The sequence below is a fragment of the bacterium genome, from assembly GCA_036524115.1.
Taxonomy (GTDB): domain Bacteria; phylum JAUVQV01; class JAUVQV01; order JAUVQV01; family DATDCY01; genus DATDCY01.
The window spans coordinates 15,017-37,937 of the sequence record DATDCY010000208.1 but is presented as its reverse complement, the minus strand read 5'-3'; the positions used below and the strand labels follow the sequence as shown (position 1 = coordinate 37,937).

General features: G+C 70.2%; 16 protein-coding genes. 7 read left to right on the top strand and 9 right to left on the bottom strand.

Annotated elements, in window-relative coordinates:
- Together VI078_10260 and VI078_10255 are read left to right on the top strand one after the other, a co-directional pair.
- Positions 1-180, top strand: a 180-nt coding sequence (locus VI078_10260) for a hypothetical protein (protein ID HEY5999667.1), incomplete at its 5' end; no start/stop codon positions are given.
- A 70-nt stretch (positions 181-250) separates the two neighbouring features.
- Entirely contained in the window at positions 251-682 is a 432-nt protein-coding gene (locus VI078_10255) for a hypothetical protein (protein HEY5999666.1), read from the top strand.
- A 140-nt stretch (positions 683-822) separates the two neighbouring features.
- Here VI078_10255 and VI078_10250 read toward each other — a convergent pair whose 3' ends face one another.
- Complete coding sequence (locus tag VI078_10250) at positions 823-1,185, bottom strand: hypothetical protein (GenBank protein ID HEY5999665.1); 363 nt, start codon at positions 1,183-1,185, stop codon at positions 823-825.
- A 112-nt stretch (positions 1,186-1,297) separates the two neighbouring features.
- Here VI078_10250 and VI078_10245 point away from each other — a divergent pair, with 112 nt between their 5' ends.
- On the top strand, positions 1,298-2,206 hold the full coding sequence (locus VI078_10245) for a cysteine synthase family protein (GenBank protein ID HEY5999664.1): 909 nt from the start codon (positions 1,298-1,300) through the stop codon (positions 2,204-2,206).
- A 308-nt stretch (positions 2,207-2,514) separates the two neighbouring features.
- Here the strand turns inward: VI078_10245 and VI078_10240 are convergent, their stop codons facing one another.
- Positions 2,515-3,108, bottom strand: coding sequence for a hypothetical protein (locus VI078_10240; protein HEY5999663.1), 594 nt, complete (start codon positions 3,106-3,108; stop codon positions 2,515-2,517).
- Positions 3,109-3,298: 190 nt separating this feature from the next.
- Between VI078_10240 and VI078_10235 the strand changes: the two genes are divergently transcribed.
- A complete protein-coding gene (locus tag VI078_10235; protein ID HEY5999662.1) occupies positions 3,299-4,549 on the top strand; it encodes a CBS domain-containing protein in 1,251 nt (416 codons plus the stop codon).
- A complete protein-coding gene (locus VI078_10230) occupies positions 4,546-5,826 on the top strand; it encodes a divalent metal cation transporter (GenBank protein HEY5999661.1) in 1,281 nt (426 codons plus the stop codon). Before VI078_10235 ends, VI078_10230 begins: the two co-directional genes overlap by 4 nt.
- A gap of 333 nt (positions 5,827-6,159) precedes the next feature.
- On the opposite strand, the gene VI078_10225 is transcribed toward VI078_10230, so the two are convergent.
- The gene (locus tag VI078_10225) at positions 6,160-9,186 is read right to left on the bottom strand and encodes a hypothetical protein (GenBank protein ID HEY5999660.1); all 3,027 of its coding nucleotides are present in this window, start codon (positions 9,184-9,186) and stop codon (positions 6,160-6,162) included.
- Between the two features lie 102 nt (positions 9,187-9,288).
- Positions 9,289-9,765, bottom strand: coding sequence for a transcription elongation factor GreA (gene greA / locus VI078_10220; GenBank protein HEY5999659.1), 477 nt, complete (start codon positions 9,763-9,765; stop codon positions 9,289-9,291).
- A 77-nt stretch (positions 9,766-9,842) separates the two neighbouring features.
- Between greA and VI078_10215 the strand changes: the two genes are divergently transcribed.
- Positions 9,843-10,553 carry a queuosine precursor transporter gene (locus VI078_10215; protein HEY5999658.1) on the top strand — a complete coding sequence of 237 codons (711 nt, stop codon included), beginning with the start codon at positions 9,843-9,845 and terminating at the stop codon, positions 10,551-10,553.
- A 125-nt stretch (positions 10,554-10,678) separates the two neighbouring features.
- Here VI078_10215 and VI078_10210 read toward each other — a convergent pair whose 3' ends face one another.
- Positions 10,679-12,874, bottom strand: coding sequence for an SdrD B-like domain-containing protein (locus VI078_10210; GenBank protein ID HEY5999657.1), 2,196 nt, complete (start codon positions 12,872-12,874; stop codon positions 10,679-10,681).
- A 548-nt stretch (positions 12,875-13,422) separates the two neighbouring features.
- On the opposite strand from VI078_10210, the gene VI078_10205 reads away from it, so the two are divergent.
- Positions 13,423-15,468 (top strand): cytochrome c3 family protein, encoded by a 2,046-nt coding sequence (locus VI078_10205; protein ID HEY5999656.1) that lies wholly within the window; start codon positions 13,423-13,425, stop codon positions 15,466-15,468.
- Positions 15,469-15,525: 57 nt separating this feature from the next.
- On the opposite strand, the gene VI078_10200 is transcribed toward VI078_10205, so the two are convergent.
- Genes VI078_10200 through VI078_10185 form a run of 4 tightly spaced genes read right to left on the bottom strand, consistent with a single transcriptional unit; the run spans position 15,526 to position 22,892 of the window.
- Positions 15,526-16,959 (bottom strand): hypothetical protein, encoded by a 1,434-nt coding sequence (locus VI078_10200; protein HEY5999655.1) that lies wholly within the window; start codon positions 16,957-16,959, stop codon positions 15,526-15,528.
- A gap of 25 nt (positions 16,960-16,984) precedes the next feature.
- A complete protein-coding gene (locus tag VI078_10195) occupies positions 16,985-21,799 on the bottom strand; it encodes a type II secretion system protein (GenBank protein HEY5999654.1) in 4,815 nt (1,604 codons plus the stop codon).
- A gap of 35 nt (positions 21,800-21,834) precedes the next feature.
- On the bottom strand, positions 21,835-22,344 hold the full coding sequence (locus tag VI078_10190) for a prepilin-type N-terminal cleavage/methylation domain-containing protein (GenBank protein HEY5999653.1): 510 nt from the start codon (positions 22,342-22,344) through the stop codon (positions 21,835-21,837).
- Between the two features lie 20 nt (positions 22,345-22,364).
- Positions 22,365-22,892: a prepilin-type N-terminal cleavage/methylation domain-containing protein gene (locus tag VI078_10185; GenBank protein HEY5999652.1), complete on the bottom strand. Its 528-nt coding sequence runs from the start codon at positions 22,890-22,892 to the stop codon at positions 22,365-22,367.
- Positions 22,893-22,921 lie beyond the last annotated feature (29 nt).

The following is a 22,921-nucleotide window of genomic DNA, read 5'->3' as shown; positions in this document are numbered from 1 at the left end:
GCGCTCGCGGCCCTCGGCCCCGCCCGCGTCGTCGTCGTCTCCTGCGACCCGGCGACGCTCGCCCGCGACGCGGCCGTGCTCGCCGCGGGCGGCCACCGTCTCGCGGCCGCGCGCGCCCTGGACCTGTTCCCGCAGACGGCGCACGTCGAGACGGTGGCGCTCTTCGAGCGCGTTCATTGAGAATAGCGGCCTCCTCGGGTATATTCGGCGGACCGGAGTGCGCAACTGCAGCGAAAGGGGGCCGTCAGCCATGAAGAGGAGCCTGGGTGCAGCGCTCGTCGCGCTGGTCGCCGGCGTGCCCGCGGTGGCCGCCGCCGCGGCCGCGGAGCTTCCCGTTCCCGTCCAGCAGTACGAGTCCGTCCGTTACTACAGCGCCGGTGTCGGCGTCGAGGAGCGCAAGCAGGTCCCGCAGCTCTACCCGTTGAAGGTCGTCTTCCGGACGGACGCCGGCAACCTGCTCTGCAACGCCGACGTGACGATCGCCACGGGCGGCAAGACCGTCTTCCGCGGCCGCGCGGAGCACGGCCCGTGGCTGGTCGTGGACGTGCCCCCCGGCACCTACGACATCACCGCGGTGCAGGACGGGGCGACCCGGACGGCCAAGGGCGTGAAGCTCGGCAAGGGCAGGCAGCGCACGGTCGTGCTGACCTGGAAGCCCGCCGACGTGGACATGGGGCTCTGAGCCCTGGGACGAAGCACACTAGGGCGTCGAGAAGGGTCCGGATGCAAGGAGGACGAGCCCTGAGGAATGAGGCGTACGAGCAGTACGCCGCAGTGACGAAGGGCGAAGACCGACGCCGCAGGCGGGCCCTTATCGACGTCCTAGTAGGGGCCGGAGCGGTGGATGTGGTAGGCGAGGACCTTCTGCTCGAACTTGAGGTCGGCGATCTTCTGATAGTCGATGTCGATGGTCAGGTGGTCGCCCTCGATCACGACGTTCACCTGCTCGGGCTTGAGGTCGATATGGAACTCCGAGGCGATCTGGATGATGCGCTCGCGGATGTACTTGTCGGACTGGCGCGCGAAGAAGGAGTAGGACTCGTTCAGCCGGTCCTCGAAGGAACGATTGCGCAGCTCCGGCAGGCCGAGCTCGAGGCCGGCGTAGATCCCGGCGGCCGCCACCGCGATGATGAACAGGCAGCCGATGCCTCCCGCACCGCGCTGGTCGAGCCTCCGTCTACGCATGCCTTGCCGCTCCTTTCGTCCGGGACCGCCGTCCCGGCGCCGGTTTTCACGGATTATAGGTGTGCCGCCGCCGCCTTGGCAAGGCGCGACGCGGCCTGACCCCGGAGGGACCGTGAGCGTTCTCGATTCCATCGGCAACACCCCCCTCGTCGAGCTGACCCGCGTCAACGCCGGCTCCCGGGTGCGCCTGCTCGCCAAGCTCGAGGGCGCCAACCCCGGCGGCTCGGTCAAGGACCGCATCGCGCTGGAGATGGTGCGGGACGGGCTCGAGCGCGGGGCGCTGCGACCCGGCAAGACGATCCTGGAGGCGACATCCGGCAACACCGGCATCGGGCTCGCGATGGTCGGGGCCGCGCTCGGCGTGCCGGTCAAGCTGACGATGCCCGAGTGCGTGAGCCTGGAGCGGCGGCGCACCCTCGAGGCCTTCGGCGCCGAGCTGGTTCTCACCGAGGGCTGCCTCGGCACGGACGGCGCGATCCGGATGGCCGAGCGCATCTACGAGGCGGACCCCGAGACCTACTTCCTCCCCGACCAGTTCAAGAACCCGGCGAACATCCTCGCGCACTACCGCCACACCGGGCGCGAGATCTGGGAACAGGCGCGCGGCGAGGTGGACGCCTTCGTCGCGGGGCTCGGGACGACGGGCACCGTGATGGGCGTCGGCCGGCGTCTCAAGGAGCACCGGCCCGCGACGCAGATCGTCGCCATCGAGCCGACCGTCGGGCACAAGATCCAGGGACTCAAGAACATGGAGGAGTCGATCGTGCCGGCGATCTACCGGCCCGGGGAACTCGACCGCAAGCTCACGGTGCGCGACGAGGACGCGTTCGCGATGACGCGCCGGCTCGCGCAGGAAGAGGGGCTCTTCGTCGGCATGTCCAGCGGGGCGGCGGTCGTCGGCGCGCTCGAGGTCGCCCGCGACATGACGGCCGGCACCGTGGTCGTGCTGATCCCCGACCGCGGCGACCGCTACCTGTCGACGAACCTCTTCACGTCGATCTGCGCGCAGTGCCCTCCGTAGCCGGGCGCCGATAAGGGCCCATCTGCGGCGTTGCGCGCCTCCCGCCTCCCTGCGGTGGCCACAAGGCCACCTCAGTCGCCGGTTCGTCGCGCGCCTTGCATCTGGACCCTTCTCGGCGCCCGGCCGTGCAGCTTGGACAAGATCTCCATCCTGGAAGAGCCCTGGCTGCGCCGGCGCTGCCGGAGCGCCATTTTTCGTCCTGGCAAGGAAGGCCGCAAGCTCGCGAGGAGGCGACCTGGTGGTCGCCGCACGAGCGGAGCGAGCGGCCGACGCCGCCAGGGCGGAAAAGGGCCTCCGGAAGCCCGGCGCTAGAATGATATGGCGGCGGAAAGGGAGGCGTACCAGCCGCTCGGGTCGTAGGCGTGCCCGAGGGCGGCCTCGACCGGGTCGTTCGAGACGCGCTCCACCGCGCAGTAGCGCAGCTCGGCGGCGACGCTCACCAGGCCGAGGCTCAACTCGAGACCGCCGCCAGCGTGCAGCTCGAGCGCCAGGGCCGACTCGTCGCCTTGCGCCGCCAGCCTCTGGTGGAAGCTGATCGACGTGAAGTCCGCGCCGACGCCCGCCAGCAGGTAGGGACCGACGACGGGGAACGGGTTCAGGACCGCGGAGGCCCGCACCGGCACCACCTTCGCCTCCAGCGCGCCGTCGAGCAACGACTCGCTCCGGTAGTCCGCCGAGAGTTCGAGGTTGACCGGCCCGGGGACGTCCACGCGGCCGTAGGCGCCGATCACGGGGACCGGCTCGTCGGCATCCTTTCCCGCGTAGTAGCCGAGTCGCAGGCCCAGGTCCGCTGCACCGGCCGGCGCGGCGACCGCGAGAAGCGCCAGAGACGCGAGCGCCGCCGCGATGACCGATGTCGCGAAAGTTCTGCCCTGCCCCGATGTCAGCCGCGTCAGTGGCATGTGTCTCCTCCTCGTGAAGGATGGCCGCGGCCATCCGCCCGCGACATTCTCGCGCGCCGGCACCCCCGCGCGCAAGCGGGCCGCGGCCCGGCGGCGTGCGTCTCGCGTTCGGGGCGGTGCGCCGCGGTCGAATTGCCTTGCGTTCGCCCGGCGGTTGGCCATAATCGGCGCGAAACGGGAGGCGCGAGAAGTGTTCGTCTATCTCACCGAGCTGTTCGCGATGCGGGTGCGGGACGCCGGCGACGGCCAGGTGCTCGGCCGGCCCGTCGACCTGATCGCGAACGCCGAGGAGCTCTACCCCCCGGTGGTCGGGATGATGGTGCGCCGCGGCCGCAGGCCGCCGTTTTACGTGCCCTGGTGGAGCGTCACCTCCCTCAAGGGCGAGATCGTCGTCGCGGCCGGCGCGGCCGCCTCCGGCGCGGCACCTCCCGAGGGCGCCCTGCACGCGCGCCGGCACGTCCTCGACCGCCAGATCATCGACACCTTCGGGGCGCGCGTCGTGCGCGTCAACGACCTGCACCTGCTGCGCATGGACAACGACCTGCGGCTGATCCACGTCGACGTCGGTGCCAGCGGCCTCTTCCGGCGTCTCGGGTGGCTCCCCGCGGTGAACGCGCTGGCGGGCGCGCTCTTCGACTACCGCCTGCAGGAGCACCTCATCGCCTGGAAGTACGTGCAGCCGCTCGGGCACTTCCACCGCGACGGCGCCCGACAGGTGCTGCGCCTCTCCGAGAAGCGCCAGCCGCTGGCCGGGTTGCACCCGGCGGAGCTGGCCGAGATCCTCGAGGACCTCGACATGCACAAGCAGCAGGCCGTCCTCGAGGCCCTCGGCCCCGAGGTCGCCGCCGACGCCCTCGAGCAGATGGACACCGAGACGCAGGTCGACCTCATCGAGGGGATGGGCGAGGAGCGCGCGACGCGCGTCGTCGAGGAGATGGCCGCCGACGAGGCCGCGGACCTGCTCAGCGAGCTGGAGGAGGAGAAGGCCGAGACCATCCTCGAGGGCATGGAGGCCGAGCGCTCGGTTGAGGTGCGCGAGCTGCTGGCGCACGAGGAGGACACCGCCGGCTCGCTCATGACCACGGACTTCATCGCGCTCAAGACGGGCTACACGGTCGACCAGACGATCGCCGTGCTGCGCCAGGAGGCGCGCGACGCCGAGAGCATCTACTACCTCTACGTCCTCGACGAGCTCGGCCACCTGGTGGGGGTCGTCACGCTGCGCGGCCTCATCGTCGCCAGCCCGGAGCGGCGCCTCGACGAGCTGATGAGCACGCGCGTCGTCTCGGTGACGGTGGACGAGCACAAGGGCGAGGCGGCCGAACTGTTCGCGAAGTACCGCTTCCGCGCCCTGCCCGTCGTCGACGGCGAGGGCGTCATGAAGGGCATCATCACCGTCGACGACGTCCTCGAGGACGTGGCGCCGGAGCTGGCCCGGTGAGCGCGCCGCGAACCGTCCTCCCCCGGCCGGCGGCCGCGCGCTCCTGGCTGCAGGCCCGCTGGAAGGGGCTGCTCATCTTCCTCTCGGTGGTCGGCCCGGGGATCATCACGGCCAACGTCGACAACGACGCCGGCGGCATCACGACGTATTCGCTCGCGGGCGCGCACTTCGGGCAGACACTGCTCTGGTCGCTGGTGCCGATCGCCATCGCGCTCGTCCTGGTGCAGGAGATGACCTCGCGGCTCGGCGTGGTCACCGGCCAGGGGCTCGCCGACCTGATCCGCGAGCGCTTCGGCGTGCGGGTCACGTTCTACCTCATGCTCTGTCTCGTGGTGACCAACTTCGGCAACGCGGTCGCGGAGTTCGCCGGGATCGCCTCCGCGATGGAGATCTTCGGCATCGGCCGCGCGCTCGCGGTGCCCATCGCGGCCTTCTTCGTCTGGTGGGTCGTCGTCAAGGGGACGTACAGCCGCGTCGAGAAGATCTTCCTCGGCGCCTGCGTCTTCTACATCGCCTACATCGTCGCCGGGGTCAAGGTCGCGCCGCACTGGCCGAGCCTGCTGCGCGAGGTCGTGCGGCCGCAGGGGACGCTCTCCACCGAGTACCTCGTCATGCTCACGGCCCTGGTCGGCACGACGATCGCCCCCTGGATGCAGTTCTACCAGCAGGCGTCGATCGTGGAAAAGGGCGTGCGGATCGAGGAGTACCGCTACTCGCGCTGGGACGTGATCCTCGGGTCGGTGATGGTCACCGTCGTCGCCTTCTTCATCATCGTCACCTGCGCCGAGACGCTCTACCGCGGCAACGTCCGCATCGAGACGGCCAAGGACGCGGCGCTCGCGCTGGCGCCGATCGCGGGGAAGTACAACGCCTACCTCTTCGCCCTCGGCCTGCTCAACGCGAGCCTCTTCGCGGCCTCGATCCTGCCGCTGTCGACGGCGTACACGGTCTGCGAGGGGATGGGCTGGGAGGTCGGCGTCGACAGGAAGTTCGCCGAGGCGCCGCAGTTCTACGGCCTCTACTCGCTGATCATCCTCTTTGCCGCCGGCGCGATCCTGCTCCCCGGGATGCCGCTGATCAAGATCATGTTCCTCTCGCAGGTGCTCAACGGGCTCGTGCTGCCGTTCATCCTCATCTTCATGCTCGTGCTCGTGAACGACCGGGACCTGATGGGCACGTACGCCAATGGCCGGTGGGCCAACGTCGCCGGGATCGCGTGCGTGGCGCTCCTCGTTCTCCTCAGCCTCTTCCTCGTCTTCTCGCCCTTGTTCTCGTAGCCCGGGGCGGCAGGAGGCCCTGCCGCGCCCCTGCCGCGTTGCTCCTCGCCTCGCTTGTGCGGCGGGCACCAGCCCGCCTCCGCGCGGGCTTGTCGCTGCCTCGCAGGGACGCACCAGGACGCTCCTGCCGACTCGGGCACCCAAGCACGTACATCCGACCACAGCAACACTGCTGCGACGGGAAGGTGGTGCGCGGAAAGAGGGTCTTTGGCGGCCGATCGAAGCGACGGTGGTCGCGGCGTCACGAATCCGCGACCTCCCCGCTGCACCCGCTCGCCGCCACCTCGTCGGGATGCGCCCGAACGCTCCATTACGCCCGGGTACCCCGCGGGATCAGGGGGACGCCGGCGGCGCGCAGAGCCCGCCCTCGTTGTAGCGGCGCAGCAGATCGTACTGCCGCCTCCCGCCGGTACGCCAGGCGACGCTCGACGCGCGGGTACCGCCACCCGGCGGATGCGCCGCGAGCCAGGCGTCCGCCGCGGCAACCGGCCGTGTGATGCAGGAGGCCGCCGCCCCCGCCAGCAGGTTCAGGCGCGCCGCGGCGAGTTGGCCGTAGAGAGCGCACGACACGTCCCCCGGGGCGCACCCCGCAAGCGTGCGGAGGACCCCCTCGCGGGTGATGGCGCCGGCGCCAAGGGCCACCTTCAGAACCGGCCAGCGCTCCGGGTACCGTCGCCAGAAGGCCAGCGTCCGAACGCCGCGCGTGGGGGTGGGAGCGCCATCCGGCAGGTCCACGAAGACCTCCGCCCGGGCCGAGACGCGGCTGCCGTCCGGCGCGGTGCCGACGGCGAGGGCGACGTTGGTCAGATCCGCCACGACCCCCTCGGCGCGGCACGTGGTGATCGCGCTCCCGCCGAATGCCGGCAGCGTGCCGACCAGGGCACTGCAGGCGGGCATCGCCGCGTCCTGCACGGCGACGCCGTCCAGGTCGACGTTGCCGTCGTTGGTCACGGTGACGGTGAAGACCACGTCCCGCCGCAGCCCGCCCGCGCCCGCGGCGTCCCGGTGCGGGGCGCAGAGCAGTCCGTTGTTGTAGGCGTCCAACGTCGCGTGCAGCGCCGCCCCGGCCCCCGTCCAGGCCGCATCGTCCGCCCGCACGCCGCTCCCGGGCGGATGCGCGGCGAGCCAGCGGTCTGCCGCCGCGAGCACGGCCGTGATGCACGAGGTGTCGTTGCCGACGAACCCATTGAGCGTCGCCGCCACGAACTGGCGGAACAGATCGTAGGTCTTGTCGCCACCCCCGGGCCTCGACATGAGCCGGATCGCCTCGTCGCGCGGGTAGGAACGCCCGCCCGCCGTGATCGCCTCGACGGGCCAGGCCTCCGGGTGGTTCTTCCAGTAGCCGATGGTGCCGGTGCCGGCGGAGCCGACGGTCTCGACGACGGCGGTCTTGGCAAGCGCGAGGGACGGGCGCGGCCGCCAGGGTGCGAGCGGCAGTTCCACCTGCGCCTCGATCTCGTCCAGGTCGCTGCGCGCGACCGCCACGTTGAGAACCGTGCGCACGTCCGCGGGGAGAGGGTCGTCGATCACCGCGAGGAAGACGACGGCGACAGCGCCCCCCACGTCAAGGGTCCCGAGGCTCGCCCCGCCCTCGTCGAGCGGGAACGGCGTGAGCCCCGCGTCCGGAAGCGCGACCGGGCCGCCGCCGGCGTCGACCGTCGTGCTGCCGTCGACGTAGTTCGTGTGCAGGGGCAGCTCGTCGCTGACCACGAGATTCGTGACCGGCCTGCGGCTGACATTGCGGACGCGGATAGTGTAGCGCAGGGTGTCGCCGGCACCAGGCAACCCGTCGCCGTCGGCATCCAGCGCCAGTTCGACCTCCTTCAGCGCCGCCATCGCCGGGAGCGGGGGGACGGTGGTGCCGAGGTCGAGCCCGGGCTGCGGCGTGGAAGCCGCCGATGGGTCCTGTCCCCAGGCGACGGCGAGGCGCGCGCCGCTGTCGTCGCAGACGTAGAGGATCATCCCCGTCTGGTCGCCGTCGGGATCGTAGACCCGGAAGCTCTCGAACGTCCGCAGATCGAGCTGCCGGTCGTAGCGGCAGCCCGCGCCGCCGAGATCGCCGACATTGTCGCCGTTGTAGTCGACGCAGACCAACACGTTGCCGCGGCGCCCTCCGGGAAGGACGGGCGTCACCCAGACCGGGCTGCCGTTCTCGTCGGGCTTGACGTCGCTGAGCGGGTCGCGCCCGGCCCCCCAGCCGACGAGGGCCTGCGGGGTGAGGAGCGACTCCTGGATGAGGGAGAAGCTCCACTCGTACGCGCTGCCGCCGGCGTCGACGGTCCCGACCGCAAGGATCGGCTCGCCGCCGGCCGACGCGAAGCGGGCGCCGGACGCCTCGGGCACCGCGAAGGCACGCACCGACCGGGGGGCGACCACGACGCCCGCGTCGCGCCCGGCGAGCGTCTCGCGGACCACGGCAACGGGGGCGTGGCCAGGGTTGAAGACGTAGACGGCGGTCGGATGACCGGCGCCCGTGCCCACCGGCGCCCAGGCGCTCGGGCCCCAATGCCCCTCCGGCTCGAGGGAGAACCAACGCGACTGGTAGGTGGCGCAGACGTCACCCGTGATCAGGGCGGCCTGGACTGGCGCCGACGCCGCGACCGAGGCGCCCGCGAGCACACCGCGAGGCACCTGGTAGCTCTGGCCCTCGTCGAGGGTCGCGAAGGTCTCCGGCGTCCCGTCCGCGTTCGCGTCGATGGCAACGCTCGTGCCGTTGCGCGAGGCCATGACGAGCAGCGACGTGAGCTGGAACATCTGCGTCCCGGGGACGTCCTGCCCGACGGGCGCCCGGAAGAGGCGCCCCCACTGCCTGAGCTCGCGCATCTCCAGCGCGCCCGCCAGCTGGGTGCCGGTCCCCGTCCCCCACGCCGCGCGCGTCACGGCGATCGGCAGGCTCGCCGCCAGCTTGTCGCCGCCGTCGTAGTCGAGGATCGCGCCGCGGCCGGCAGCGGGGACTTCGTTGTGCAGCACGATGACGCCGCCGGCGCCGATCCGGTCGTCGGGGAAGCCGGGCGCGGACCCGTTTGCCGGGTCGCCGTCGCCCCAGACCTCCGTGCTCGCCTGCGACGGGCGGGCGATGTCGGCCTCGTACCCGTCCTCCCAGTGGTCGTAGGTGATGACCGTCCCCTCGGCCACCGGCGTCAGGGAGAGATACGTCACGATGGCGTCGCCGACCCCCAGGCCCTGGCTGGCACCACAGGCCGCGGGACCGGGGAAGATGCCCGTGAGCGCGACGTGGATCTGGTCCTCCGGCAGCGGCACGTAGTAGACCTGCGCGACGGAACCGGCGGCCGCCGGGGCCGGCGGGAGACTGACCGCCATGACAGCGAAGAGAGCCAGGCATCCGACCACAGCGCGCATGCGACACCCCTCCCGTACGGTGATTGTCGCCTGCGAAGGTAGCCCCGGCGCAAGGCCGCAGGCTGTGACCGCGGTCACGCCCCTGCCGGGCGCGGCGGCCTGCTAGTCGTCGGCGTCGTGGAGGGTGCGGAGGCGGGTGACGAGGTAGGTGCGCGTGGCGGTCGGCGTGCGGATGACGACCTCGTCGTTCTCCTGCTTGCCGCGCAGCGCCTGCCCGACCGGCGAGAGCAGCGAGATCATCCCCTGGCCGGCGTCGACCTCCTCGGGGTGCACGATGCGGTAGACCTTCTCCTCGCCGCTGTCGGCGTCCTCGAGCGTCACCGTGGTGCCGAAGCCCACCCGGTCGCGCGGTATGCTCGCCGGGTTGATGAGCGCCAGGCTCGCCAGTCGCTGCTTGAGGTGGCCGATGCGCGCCTGGACGAACTCCTGGCGCTGCTTGGCCGCGCGGTACTCCGCGTTGTCCGAGATGTCGCCCTGCGCCGCCGCCTCGCGGATCAGGCGCGGCAGCGTGATGCGGCACTCCCGGTCGAGGGCGGCGACCTCCTCCTCGAGCTTCTTGACGATCGGCAGCTCGGCCATGGAGCGGGATTGTAGGGGCGCGCTCGCGGCACTGTCAACCGTCGGGGCCGGCCGGCCTGTGGCATAATCCGCGGCCTATGGAAACCGTGCGCGATCGCGGCGGGGCATGCGGGGCGCCCGCCGGCAGGGCCTACGACCTCGTCCTGGCCGCCTTCGTGGCCGTGCTGCTCATCTCGAACGTCGCCTCGACGAAGATCCTCGTGCTGGGGCCGTTCACGTTCGACGGCGGGACGATCCTCTTTCCGGCCAGCTACATCTTCGGGGACATCCTGACGGAGGTCTACGGCTACCGCCGCTCGCGGCGGGTGATCTGGGCGGGTTTCGCGGCCACCGGCCTCATGGCGGCGACGCTCGCGCTCGTCGGCGCGCTCCCGCCGGCGGCCGACTGGCCGAACCAGGACGCGTATGTCGCGATCCTCGGCCAGACGCCCCGCATCGTTCTCGCGAGTCTGCTCGCCTACTTCGCCGGTGAATTCTCCAACTCCTGGGTGCTCTCCCGGATGAAGGTGCTCACCGGGGGGCGCTGGCTCTTCACCCGCACGATCGGCTCGACGCTGGTGGGCGAGGGGCTCGACACCGCGATCTTCGTTCTCGTGGCGTTCGCGGGCGTCCTGCCCGGGCCGCTGCTCTGGTCGGTCGCCGTCTCGAACTACGTCTTCAAGGTCGGCTTCGAGGCCGCTGCCACCCCGCTAACGTACCTCGCCGTGAACCGGCTCAAGGCGACGGAGGGAATCGACACTTTCGACGTCGGAATCAGCTACAACCCGTTCCGGTTGAGCGAGCGGTAGGATAGGGTGGGATTCGCCTCCTGGCTTCTGTGTATGCGCGCCAGCCGTACGACTTAAGGAGCAGAACATCGGGCCCGGAGGCTAACCGCCCCCGGGCCCGTGCAGCGCAGGTTGCCGCTATCCAGTCAGGGCAACAACTGGAAGCCGAAATTGGCGAGTGTAAAGTACTCGCCAACATGCAGGGTCACCGGCAACGGGTCGTTCCCCGTCGTCAGCCGATATCCCGGAACGTCATCCGGGTCGACAACGTATGTACCGGCCCTGAGGTTCTCGAAGGAATACCGGCCCAGGTCGTCTGTGACCGTTCTCGCTATCACGACGCCATCCTTGAGCAGCGATATTCTCACTCCCCTGATGCCCGGCTCGCCGGCGTCTCTGATCCCCAGGTTGCCAAGGTCCTCCCAGACGCGGTTGCCAACGGCACTGAACGGCAGAATCTTGATACAGGCGTCATCGGAATCCGTCGCCATGATCCTCAGCGCTGGCTCGTAGGCTTCAACTGTCGCAATGTTGCGAAGATAGCAGGTCACGAGATGCGGCTCCGGGACAGGGCCAAATAGTGACGTAGGCAGCTGACTGCACGGAGTAGATGTCGTTCCTGCCTGGCCGCAAGCCGGTGCCACAACGGTCCTCGTCACCGTGAAGCTCTCTCCTGGCTCGAGCCTGGGAACCGCCGCAATCTGGCCGGCGATGCGGTCGTCCGTGACCGTGATGTCAACAAGGACCACACTGCCGGTGTTGGTCACCGTGTAGGTGTACGTGACCGGGTCGCCCGGGTAGACCTCGAGGGGCGAGGCCGTCTTGTCGATGCGGATGCCGGGCGTGGGCGTGTACCGGTTCGTGAAGACGCACGTCACCGTCTCGCCCGCCTGCAGCGAGATCGCACCCACCGGGCTCTGGTCGTCGCACACCGCCGACTCCAGCGTCCAGTTGGCCGGCAGCGGCATCGTCTCGGCGACGCTGTACGTCCCGGCCACCAGATCCCCGCTGTCGTTGCTCTGGCCGTTGGCCAGCTGGAACCCGGCCGCGTTGTAGCTGGCCGTGAAGCCGAACTGCAGCGCCGGCGCCCCCTCGGGCACCGTCACCTTCTGCACGATGATCCTGCCGGGCATGTCACGGGTGAAGTTCACGATCGCATCGTCGCTGGCGCTCACGGGCGCGCGGGAGATCATCCCCACGCCGGAGACGGTCACCACATCGCGGTGGCGCCGCTCCACGGTCCCGCTGACCGGCGCCGTGAAGGTGCAGCGGTACGAGCCGCCCCGCGGCAGCGACCGCGGCAGGAGACACGTCCCTCTGCCCGTGAGGTTGCCGAACACGTCATCGACGAGCGAGGTGACCCACACGCTCTCCTCGGACCAGACGGGGATGGTGACGATCACCTCGAAGTCAGCAGGGCCGCCCGGCTCCGGCATCACCGTCGGCGTCACGTTCTTGACCACCTGGATGTCGGGAAGCGGGTCGACCGTCTCATTGTACGGCACCACGGCGAGGGCGAAGAACAGCATGAAACTGTCGCCGTCTTCCGGGTCCTCGGACTGGATCTGGAATTCCGCGTGCCGGTGCCCCGGCGGGATCGGGTACCGCCCGCTCACGAGGCCGAAGTTCGGGCCGATCGCGCACCCGCCGGTGGCGACCGGCTCGCCGAGGCAGTCCTCCTCGAGGCTGAACGCCCCGCGCCTCGCCTCGAGCGTCCCCCCGGCGTTCGCCGGATCGTTCCCCCGCGGCGGGGTGTCGACTGCCGTCAACGCCACCCGGCGGTTGACGATGTCGAGGCGCCCGTCGGCATCGGTGTCGGTCAGCTGGTCGGATGGGAATCCCGTCCCGGTGAACCCGAGGACCTCGTCGCCGCGACCGGAATCGCCGTCCGTGATTGCCAGCAGCACGCTCCCCTGTCGCCCCGTGACGGCCGGAGCGAACCGGAAGCTCACGGCCTCGCTGTCAGGCCCGAGCGGCGGCAGTTCCGGGTACCAGCCGATGTCCGCGCCGTCGCGGACCAGGATGTACTTCAGCGATGCGTCGGCGCCGCCGTCGAATACGGCGAAGACGAACGCGGCGTCCGGGGTCTCGAGGTCGTACCCCGAGATCGCCAGCGTGTTCTTCCCCCGGGAGAGGTAGCGGGTGATCTCGACCCGGCTGACGTACTGGGCGGGAACGGTTGGGGTGGCGTAGACAACCGGCACCACGTTGATGACGCGGGTCGTCCCGCTCCCGTTCGTGATCGCCACGCGCACGTTCGGATCGCCGCCCGGACGGTTGTCGTCCGTGCCGGCGAGGTACAGGTAGGCACCCACGGGCGCACCGTCGAGGGTCAGGCTCAACGCGGCGCTCCCCCCGTCGAAGGTGCCCGTGCCCTGATACGCAAGCTTGTACGGGCCGGGGGTCGAGCTGAAGACAGGGGCCCCGGGCAACGGCCTCAGGGGAAAGTCACCCGCCGCCAGACCGGCCTGCGCCCCGCCCAGGATGCCAGCGGCCGCGAACAGGCAGACCAGTGCGCAGGACACTACCCAAGATCGCGGGGAATTCCACCCCCTTTTCGATGAGCTGCCCATAATCCCTCCCGGAACGTACTCGATTACATTGAGTACAATGCCCTCTGGTTGCCCTCACCGGCTTGCGCGGCTGTCTCAATTGCATGCCGGACCCCATGCCCTCCGGGATAAAATGGGTTTCCACCTCCTCGCCCCGGAGTGCTTCATGAATGCCGCTTTCAGCGGCTCTGCTAACATAATATATACTTTTCTGTGTGATGCAAGTCACATTTCTTCCTCGACGCGCTGCTCCGATCGATGGCAGGGTCCACGCGCCGTCCCCGCGCTGCGGCTTCTTGAAGGACGGACTCCATGTGTGCTATCTAGGGGAAATGCCCTTGCGACGCCTGCGCTCAGCCGCTCCGGCAGCCTTCCTGACGGCACTCGTGCTCATCCTCGCGCCGCCGCCCGTCGGGGCCTCTGATGGGTGTCTCGAATGCCACGACAAGAAGGACGTCGGCGCCGGCAGCCGCAGCACTCACCCGCCGTTCCAGGACGATGAATGCGACGCCTGCCATGCGGACCACGGCGCCGACGAGCGGCTGGTGCTCACCGCCGACGGCAACGCCGTATGCGACGGCTGCCACGACACCGGCGAGCGCGCGTTCCTGAAGGCTCACCGCGAGATCCGGGGCCCCAAGGCCCGGTGCGTGTCGTGCCACGACCCCCACCGTTCGGCCGAGGAGCACCTGCTGGTGCCGAACCGCCACCGGCCACTCGCCTTCGGACGCTGCGACCAGTGCCACCGCTACGACGGCCGGCTGGTGAAGCCGGTCAGGGAACTGTGCCTCGGCTGCCACGGCGGGGAGGAATTCGCTCGGCGCATCCAGCACGCCCCGGTCAGGCAGGGGCAATGCCTCTCCTGCCACGATCCGCACGCCTCGCGCGAGCCCTTCCTGCTCACGGCGCGCTATGCGCTCGGGCGCACCGCCGGTGGCGAGCGCGACGCGGCTCTCTGCCTGGGGTGCCACGCGCGCGAGTCGTTCTTCACGGCCGACGCCGAGCGGACGCTCTTCCGGGGGAACGGGCGCAACTACCACGCCCTCCACCTGCGCAACGGCGCCCCGGGGGCGGCGCCCCGCGCGGTGTCCTGCCGCGCCTGCCACGAGGTCCACACCTCGGACAGCCCCCGGCTCGTGCGGCGCGACCTCGACTGCGACGGCATCCCGTGCCTGAAGCTGGACTACGAGCGCACCGATCTCGGCGGGCAGTGCCTCTCGGGGTGCCACACCGCCCAGTCCTACGCCTTCTCGCGCGGCGCCGAGGCCCTGCCGCAGGCGGTGCAGGAGTTGCTGCGCGAGCCTCCGCCCCCCGTTGCGTTCCGGAGCGCGCGCGGGGCGCTCGCCAACCCCACCCCCCTCGAGGAGAGCATCAACCGCCGCTGCGTGGGCTGCCACGAGAAGGACGTCCGCCGCTTCTCGCAGGGACGCCCGCACGACCCGGTACGCTCGGGCGCCTGCAGCGCCTGCCATCTCGACCACGGGCCGGAGAACCGCCTGGTGCTGCTCGGGCCGGAGGACAGGGTCTGTTCCCGCTGCCACGACCTGCGCGCGGCGGCGGCAGCGGCGGGCCACGGCGGCTTCGCGCTCGCCGGGAGCCGCTGCACCGAGTGCCACGACCCCCACGGCGGCGACTCCCCCGGCTTCATCTACGCGCGGCGCCATCCCCCCTTCGAGGAGCGGGACTGCGGCGCCTGCCACGGGGACCCGGCGAAGGGCTGGCGCATCGAGGGCACGGCCGCGGACACGTGCCGCCAGTGCCACGACGACGTCGGCCGCGGTGCGTACCGCCACGGCGCGCTCGCGGGGAAGGGGTGCCTCGGCTGCCACCGCGCCCACGCGGCCCGCGAGACCAGGCTGCTGCGCGAACCGCGCGCGGCCCTCTGCTTCGAGTGCCACAAGCGCGAGCGCTTCGCAGGGGAGGCGGTCCACGACCCCGTGAGTTCAGGGGACTGCGCCGCCTGCCACCCGCCGCATGACGCGGCCGCGCCGGGACTGCTGGTGCGCCCCTACCCCCTCGAGCAGTACCTGCCGTTCGACCCGGGCCGCTTCGGCCTGTGCTGGGAGTGCCACGACGAGGGGGCGCTCACCGATCCCTCCCGCGCGGCGGACACGGGCTTCGCCGACGGTGAGAGCAACCTCCATGCCCTGCACCTGCGCGACCGGGTCTCGAAGAACGAGGTCGGCACCCGCGTCCAGCCCGGCGTGACCTGCCGCAACTGCCACGACCCGCACGCCACCGAGGGCCCCCGTCTGGTCCGGCGCGTGCTCGACTGCAACGGCGTGCCCTGCCTCCAGCTCGAGTTCCACAAGGTCGGGGCCGGGGGCCGGTGCGTCGGCGGCTGCCACGTCACGAAATCGTACTTGCCTGCCGCCGGACGCTGAAGAACACGGCGGCCCGGGAGGAAGCTCCCCCCGGGCCGAGGAATCTGACGCCCGCGGCTACCGCAGCCGGCGCCAGCCGAGGCGGGTCTTGTAGCCCTGGTTGGTGGCCCCGCTGATCGCCTCGCAGCTGTACTGGATGTCGATGTCGCCGGTGATGTCCGACTCGATGACGCCGCCTGATGCGAGCGAAATGACGCCGCCCAGGATCGTCGGCGTGCCGGTGACCTTGACGACCTGGTCCGCGATGACGATCCCGGTCCACTGGACGTTGCCCTGCATGCTGAAGACCGCCGGGGCATTGTCCGGCCGTCCGTCGGCGTCGGCGTCGGCGCTGCAGTAGGCGTCGGTGGAGCCGGCAAAGCAGCGCGCCTCCCATTGATCGGGATCGAAGTTCTCGTTGTGGATCACCAGGATGCCCCCGTAATTGTTGCAGGGCGAGGACGTCGTGTACTGGACGTTGCTGCCGGGCGTCGTGAAGTCGCTGTAGAACCAGACGTACTGCTGCTTCGGGTAGCACTCGGTCATGTCCAGCTGGTCCTGCGGCGTGTTCGGCGCGAAGGGCGGGGAGGGCTTGTTCTTCTTGATGAACATCGAGGCGAAGTCAGCCTGCGAGAGTCCGAGCACCCCCCAGGGAGTCTTCTTGATGGGCTCGCCGCCGTGGGCGCTCGGGTCGTAGTTGGCCACACAGGGATTGCCGTCGATGTTCGCGTTGGGACAGGTCTCGGTCAGCGCCAGTCCGGCGTCGTACGTGATGCCCGGCTTGTCGCCCATGCACCCGGTGCCACCGCCGACGAGGCCCCCCGTGAGATCGTGGTTGCGCCCGTCGGTGTGCGCGGAGCCGGAGGTCGTGACCCCGGCCCGCGCCGTGAACGCGCCCTCCACCTGCGCCTGAAGCTTGTTGCGCGCGACGTCCATCTCGATCTCACGGTAGCCGCGGTTGCTGGCGAGGGTCCCGAGGTAGCCCTTGGAGTTGATCGTGATCACGGGGTAGCCCTCGTCCCCCGCCGCTCCCGAAAAGTACGCCCCGGGGAATGGAAAGTACCCGTCGTGGGGACAGGCGAGGGCCAGCCCCCCCTTGTTGAAGACCACGATGTCGTCGGTGCGGCCGTCGCAGTCCTGGTCCTCGGCGTCCCGCTTGAACGAGAGGTTCACGGTGTAGGTCGCGCCGCTCGAGAGACCGGCGCGCGTCACCGGGTCGCCGGGGCGCGTCCAGGGGTTCGTCGCCGTGGGGATGGTCGGCAGGTTCACGTCGTTGTTGAGCCACGTCAGCCCGTCCTGGACGCCGCCGTCGGCCGCATTGAGCGCGACTGTCGCGTTGTTCTGGTTCTTCGCGAGGCTGCGCTCGAGGAAGGCGTTGATGAGGTTCGCCGCCGCCAGCGTCGAGACCACGAGCAGGATGACCATCGTGATCACCAGGAGCATCCCGCGCTCGTTCGCCAGCGGCGAGGGGCGCAGGCCCTGCCGCTTCTTCGTCGCCATGTGCGCCTTCATTGTCGTGTCCTCGTTCACGTCCGCGTCACGGGCAGGGGTCGTCGGCGACGCCGCTCACGGCGCTCTCCCACGTCCGGATCGTCGGCGCCGTCGAGCAATTGTCGATCTCGCAGACCGCGGAGACGGCGAAGCGGTACACCTTAGAATCGAGCTTGGAGGCCTCCGCGATCTGGTTGCTGGTGCAGGTCGTGCCACCAGGGCAATTGCCCGCTTCCGAGGCGAAGAAGCCGTTGATCGGGGTCGAGGGCGTGCACCCGGCCGTCTCGCACTGGTAGCCGCGGTAGTACATCCGCGTGCAACCGGGCGGCGGCGAGACCTTGCTCCAGCTCACGGTGAGCTGCTTGGTGTTGTTGGGCAGCACCGACTCGGTCGAGCAGCTGCCGACCTTCGTCGTGCTCACCCCGCTCGGCACCGGCGGCGTGTGGTCGTCCGCGCAGACGTCCGCGCCCAGGGTGTGGACCGTGACGGTCTGCGCCGCGCCGCAGCTGTAGGTGTGCCCGGTGCAGACGTCGAGGTTCCCGAAGCCGCTGGGGCCCGACTCGAACCCGCCGATCGTGATCGTGTCGTCGGCGCGCACCATCAGGACCGCGTTGCCGCCCCCAGCCGAGTTGGCCAGCTGCGTCGAGAAGCTCCCCGAGAACCAGCCGCTGTCCCCGCTCTCCGTGAGGGCGAAGTCATCGCCCTCGACCGAGGAGCACGTGTGCACGTAGATCGTGTCGGCCGAGCCGTTGCCGGCCTTCTCGCAGGCCTGGATCTGGACCCAGACCGTGTCGCCTGGCTGGATGCTCGTCCCGGAGGGCCAGACCTGCATCTGGCAGCGCGGCGAGCAGAAGCCCTCGGTGAAGATCGCCGAATCCGAGAATTTCACCCCCGTGCCGCAGGTATCGAAGGCGCGGACGAAGAAGGAGTTGGCATACAGCGCGATCAGGTCCTGCGTCACGCCGGCGCCCGGCGCGTGGGTGGCCGCGGTCGTCCCGTCGACCGCACGGGTGCAGCCGGTGAAGCTGTCCACGGTGACCCCGGTGCAGTTGATGATTTCGGTGTCGATCCTGACCTTCCCGCCGCTCGGGAGGAAGCCGGCGGTGCTGTTCACCGGCAGCGTGCTGTCGGCGAGGCCGACCGCACCGGCCAGCGTCGCGACCGCGATCGTGAAGGTCTTCGTGTAGTTCTGCGTCGTCGCCGGGAAGGGCGAGCCGGCCACCTCGTTCCAGGAGCGCTGGCCGATCTGGTGGTAGACCCGGAAGCCGGCCAGATCGGTGCAGACCGACCAGTTCGTGTTGTAGTAGGTCGGCGGCGGCCCCCACCACGAGCCGGACCAGTCGAGCCTGACGCTCGAGGCGTCCGACGTCCCGGTCAGCTCGGGCGCCCGCGGCGTGTTCAGGCAGGGGTCCTCGGGCTGCTGGAAGTACTGGAAGGCGCCCTGGTTGACCTCCGGCTCGCGGTCGAAGTTCCCCTCGTTGTCCACCGCGACGACGAAGAACCAGACGTTCCGGCCGTCGAGCGAAGACGGCTGGATCGGCCAGGCCGGGAACGACCCGGACCAGATCTCGGTGCCGGCCCAGTTGGTCAGCTCGACCATGGTGTAGGGGTCGCAGCCCGGGTAGGCGCCGCTGACCGCCGGCGCGACGTCGACGCCGGGGTCGGTCGTCGTGTAGTAGAGGCGCACCGACGCGATGCCCGTCCCCGAGGTGTCGTGCACGTTCGTCTGGACGAAGTTCCAGGAGCCGCTCGGCACGACGACGGCGTCCGGGGGGTTGTTCTGCAGCCCCGGCACCGGCCAGGCGACCGTCCCCCACGTCGGGGCGCTCTGCGTCGTGCCCATGATCGTGGGGCCCTGCGGTGCGATGATGCCCTCGGGCGCCGGCGGCGCCCACGCGCGCATGCAGGTGTCGATCCCCGTGGCGTTGTTGCGATAGTGCCAGCGCAGGTCGATGGGCTCCTCGCGCAGGTCCAGTGAGCTGTCCGCCGTCCCGTCGGCCTTGAGGAAGGTCAGCTTCAGCGGGATGTTGTCCAGCTGCGGGTCGACGTCCACCGGCTGCAGGACGGCGATGCTGCCGGAGGAGCCGTGCTGGAACGGGACGGTATCCTCCATCAGGACCGTGGCGGTGCCGGCCTGGTCGTAGTAGAGCAGGCGCGTGAAGAAGGCGGCCGGGTCCTCCCAGGAGCTTTCCAGCTCGGTGAGGCGGAGCTGGCCCGCCGAGGTGTTGCGCGCGCCGACCAGGACGAAGTTGTGGAGGAACGTCGGCGGCACCAGCGAGAGGTCGCCGGTCACGGCCGCGCGCGCGGGTGCGGGCGGGTAGCTGCGCACCGGCGTGCCCGCGGTGTGCGAGATGGCCACCGTCCCCTCGGCCCCGCGCCACCAGCAGTCCGTGAACTCGGTCGGCGTCACCCCGTTGCATTCGATGACCTCGGAGTTGATCTGGATCTGCCGGTGCGTCCAGCCGACGGTCGAGGCGACGGGGATCGTGTTCTGCACCGAGTCAATGTCGGCGGTCAGCGTCGTCTCGAGGTCGCCGACGACGTGGGCACGATCGAAGAAGCCGAGGGCGATGCCCGAGATGCTGGTCGAGGCCGCGTTGTTCGTCGGGTCGTTGGCGGGGTCGATCGCCTGACCCTCGAGCCAGCGCTGGTAGTAGCAGTCGCCCGCGTAGACGCGGTAGTTGTAGATCTGGCCGTCCACGACGCTGTCGTCCAGCAGGTAGGTGTCCGGCGAGAGGTAGGTGCCCCCGAGGACGGTCCCGCCGCCGCCCAGCGCCGGGTCCAGCGGCACGCAGCCGGCGCCCTGGCAGCGCACCACGCGGAAGCCCTGGAAGTCCGGGTTCGTGATGTAGTTGCCCGCGTCGTAGTTCCACTCCAGGCGCAGGGGCGCCCCGTTGCATCCCTGGGTGACGCGCAGGTCCATGGCGGGCGGGGGCGCGTCGCGGCACACCTCGCCGACGAGACAGTCGCTGCACTGCTCGGCCGTGGAACGCGCCTCCGCGGTGTCCTCGCTGTGGTTCTTGCAGCGGTCATAGGCCACCGCGAGGAAGTAGTAGGTCGCGTCCTTGTTCAGCTGCGGGTTGCCGATCCCCGCCGGCGACCCGTTCGGGATCTCCGAGTCCTCGTCGTCGAAGTTGATCGTGTACGGGCCGCCGCCGCCGGCGACGATGCCGCCCCCGTCGGGAATCAGGCGCGCCGGGCCGCCGCCCGGGTCGGTGACGACGTTGTACCCTTCTGCATCGCGCGTCTCGCTGAGCTGCGGGGAGCCGGCGGTGCTGAAGTAGATCCGCGTGAATGTGAAGTCAGGGAACTGCCCGGCGGCGCGCGACGGGTTCGTGACCGAGAGGATGATGCGGCGATACCCGGCCTTGGAGTTCAGGACCGGGGAGGAGGTGCGCGTGCCGTCGGTCGGCGAGCCGCTGATCGAGGCGAACTGGGCCGCGGTGTAGGTCGTCGTGGTCCCGGCCCCCGGGTCCGTGTAGTTGGAGAGCTGGGCCGGATCGCAGTTGACCGTCGCGATCTTGTAGTAGTAGGGCACGCAGCCGACCAGGTACCCCGCCGGCGTGTCGGCGCCGGTGTCGAGGTAGCTCGTCGCGTCGGGCCCCAGGGTCCGCTCGTCGGCGATGCAGTTGCCGAGGCCCGCCGCGGTCCCCTGGGGGGTGAACGTGGGATTTGCGCTGCGGTAGACGCGGTAGCCGAAGACCGGGGCGGTCATGCAGTCCGAGTAGGTCTTCGTCCAGCTGACCTGGAGCTGGTTGTCGGCCGGGGTCGCCACCGAGGGCGCGCCGGGCGCCGCGGGCGGCAGCGGGGTTATCGTCGTGTCGCTGCCCGAGCCGGCCTCCGTGCGCACGCTCGGGTTCGGGTTCGCCGAGATCGGGGTGCACAGGGCGCTCTGGTTGCCGGACTTGTCGTAGGCGGCGAGCGCGATGTAGTAGGGGACGTTGGCGGCCGCGAGGTTGCGCAGCGTGAAGTACTGGTAGGCGGCGTCCTGGTGCACGACGCGGGCGCGGCCGATGTAGCTCCCCGCGGCAAAGCCGTAGTAGACGGTGTAGCCCGCGATGTCGCTGTCGGCGTTCGGCGTCCACTTCAGCTGCAGGCAGCCGCACTGCCCCTCGTCCCAGGCCTTGAAGATCGAGCCCGGCTGGCTCAGCGGCACCGCGGGCGGCGTCTTGTCCTCGGGGTTCTCCGAGACGGCGATGTTACGCGGGCGCACCTCGGCGGTGAGGGAGATCGTCTGGAACTTGTCGATGTTCGCCGTGATGAAGTTCGCGTCCCGCTGCGCCGCCCGGCACTGGAGCGAGACGCGAACGCTGCGGATGAGGTTCTTCGGCTCGGCCGACGTCCAGGGCTGGTTGTCCTCCTTGAGGTACTGGAACTCGAGGCCCGAGACGTTCGGTGCGAGCGTGAAGGTCAGCGGGGTGTCGTAGGCGCCCGCGCCCGGGGTGTGCCAGCGGCGGATCGTCTTCGTGAGGTTGCCGCCCGTGAGCCCGTAGGTGACCTGCGTGTGGTTGGTGAACTGTGTGATGTCGTCGTAGGGAGGCTCGAAGCTGGCCCTGTCGTCCCAGAACTCGAAGGTCACCGCCGTCGCGCCGGCGGCGCTGATCGGTTCCGTGACGTTCTTCGCGCGGTAGCCGGCGAGGAGCAGGTCGTTCTTGATGGTGTCCAGCGCAAACGAGCAGGTCGTCTGCAGGTCGTTGTAGGTCTTCTGCGAGCGCGAGGAGCGCTGCTGCGCGGTGAAGACGAAGTAGAGCCCCGCCCCGACGACCACGGCCATGCCGATCGCGATCATCATCTCGACGAGCGAGTACCCCCCGGAGCCCAGGATCACCCGCCGGCCCGTCTCCCGCCCCCTCACGTCCATGCCGCGATCCTCCCCGCGCTGCACAGCGCCCGGCCCTAGAATTTCGCCCGCACCGTGGCGACCCTGACCTGCTGGGCGACACCCTTGGCGTCCGTCCAGCGCACCGTGACACCGAGGTCCGCCGCCGTCGTCGCCGAGGTGAACGCCGCGCCCGCTGTGGGCAGGTACTGGGTCACGGTCCGCTCGATGGTGTACGCGCCGGCGACGGCGGTGCAGGTGGTCACCGTGCCGCCGGCCACGCAGGTCTCGTTGTAGCTCTCCACCACGCCGTCCTTGTTCAGGTCGAAGACGATGGGGTCCGGCGGGGTGTCCAGGGCGCTGAAGCGGGTGGCGAGGTTGTTCCAGGCCGTATTGCGCGACTTCTCGAGCACCGCCTCGGCGAACATGTTGGCCTCCGTCAGCCGCTGCGCGAACGCCGTCGAGCGCCGCGCGTAGGTCGAGATCATCGCCATCTCGCCGACGATGAAGGCCAGAAAGAACATGGAGATCATGACCTCGATGAGCGTGAAGCCTGCCGCTCCCCCCGCAACGCGCGTCCTGGCCATCGTCGTCGTCTCCCCGCCGTCTAGTCCGCGACCCAGGAGTTCCCGCCGGCCCACTTCTGGCTGTGGATGCGGCCGGTCGCCCAGACGAGGACGCGGCGCTTGTGGGCGCCGTCGTCGGTCGCGAGCGTGATGCGCAGTGCCATCTGCTGGAGCCCGACGTTCGTCGTCCCGTTCGCGTTGAGCTGCAGCGTGAACGGCGAGGGCGCATTCGTGCCCGCGCCGGTCTCGTCCCCGAAGGTCAAACTCTCGATGCTCACCGACGAGCCGAGGGTCGTGCGCGAGTACGGCGCGCCGCCGACGGTCCTGGCGAGCGTGTACGTCTCGGTGTCCTTGTTGATGACGACCTCGGCGTCGACGCTGCGGGCGATCGCGGCCATGCGCGCCATCGCCAGTTCGTTGGAGAGCGTCTGCGTCGCGGTGCCCAGCCTGAACCGCGGCATCATGTTGACGAACGACGGGACGGCGATCGCCGCCAGGATGCCGATGATCGCGAGGGTGACGGACAGCTCGACCATCGTGAAGCCAGCGTGCCCCAGCCTCTTTCGCATCTCCCTGTCCCTCCCCCGCCCGTTATCCT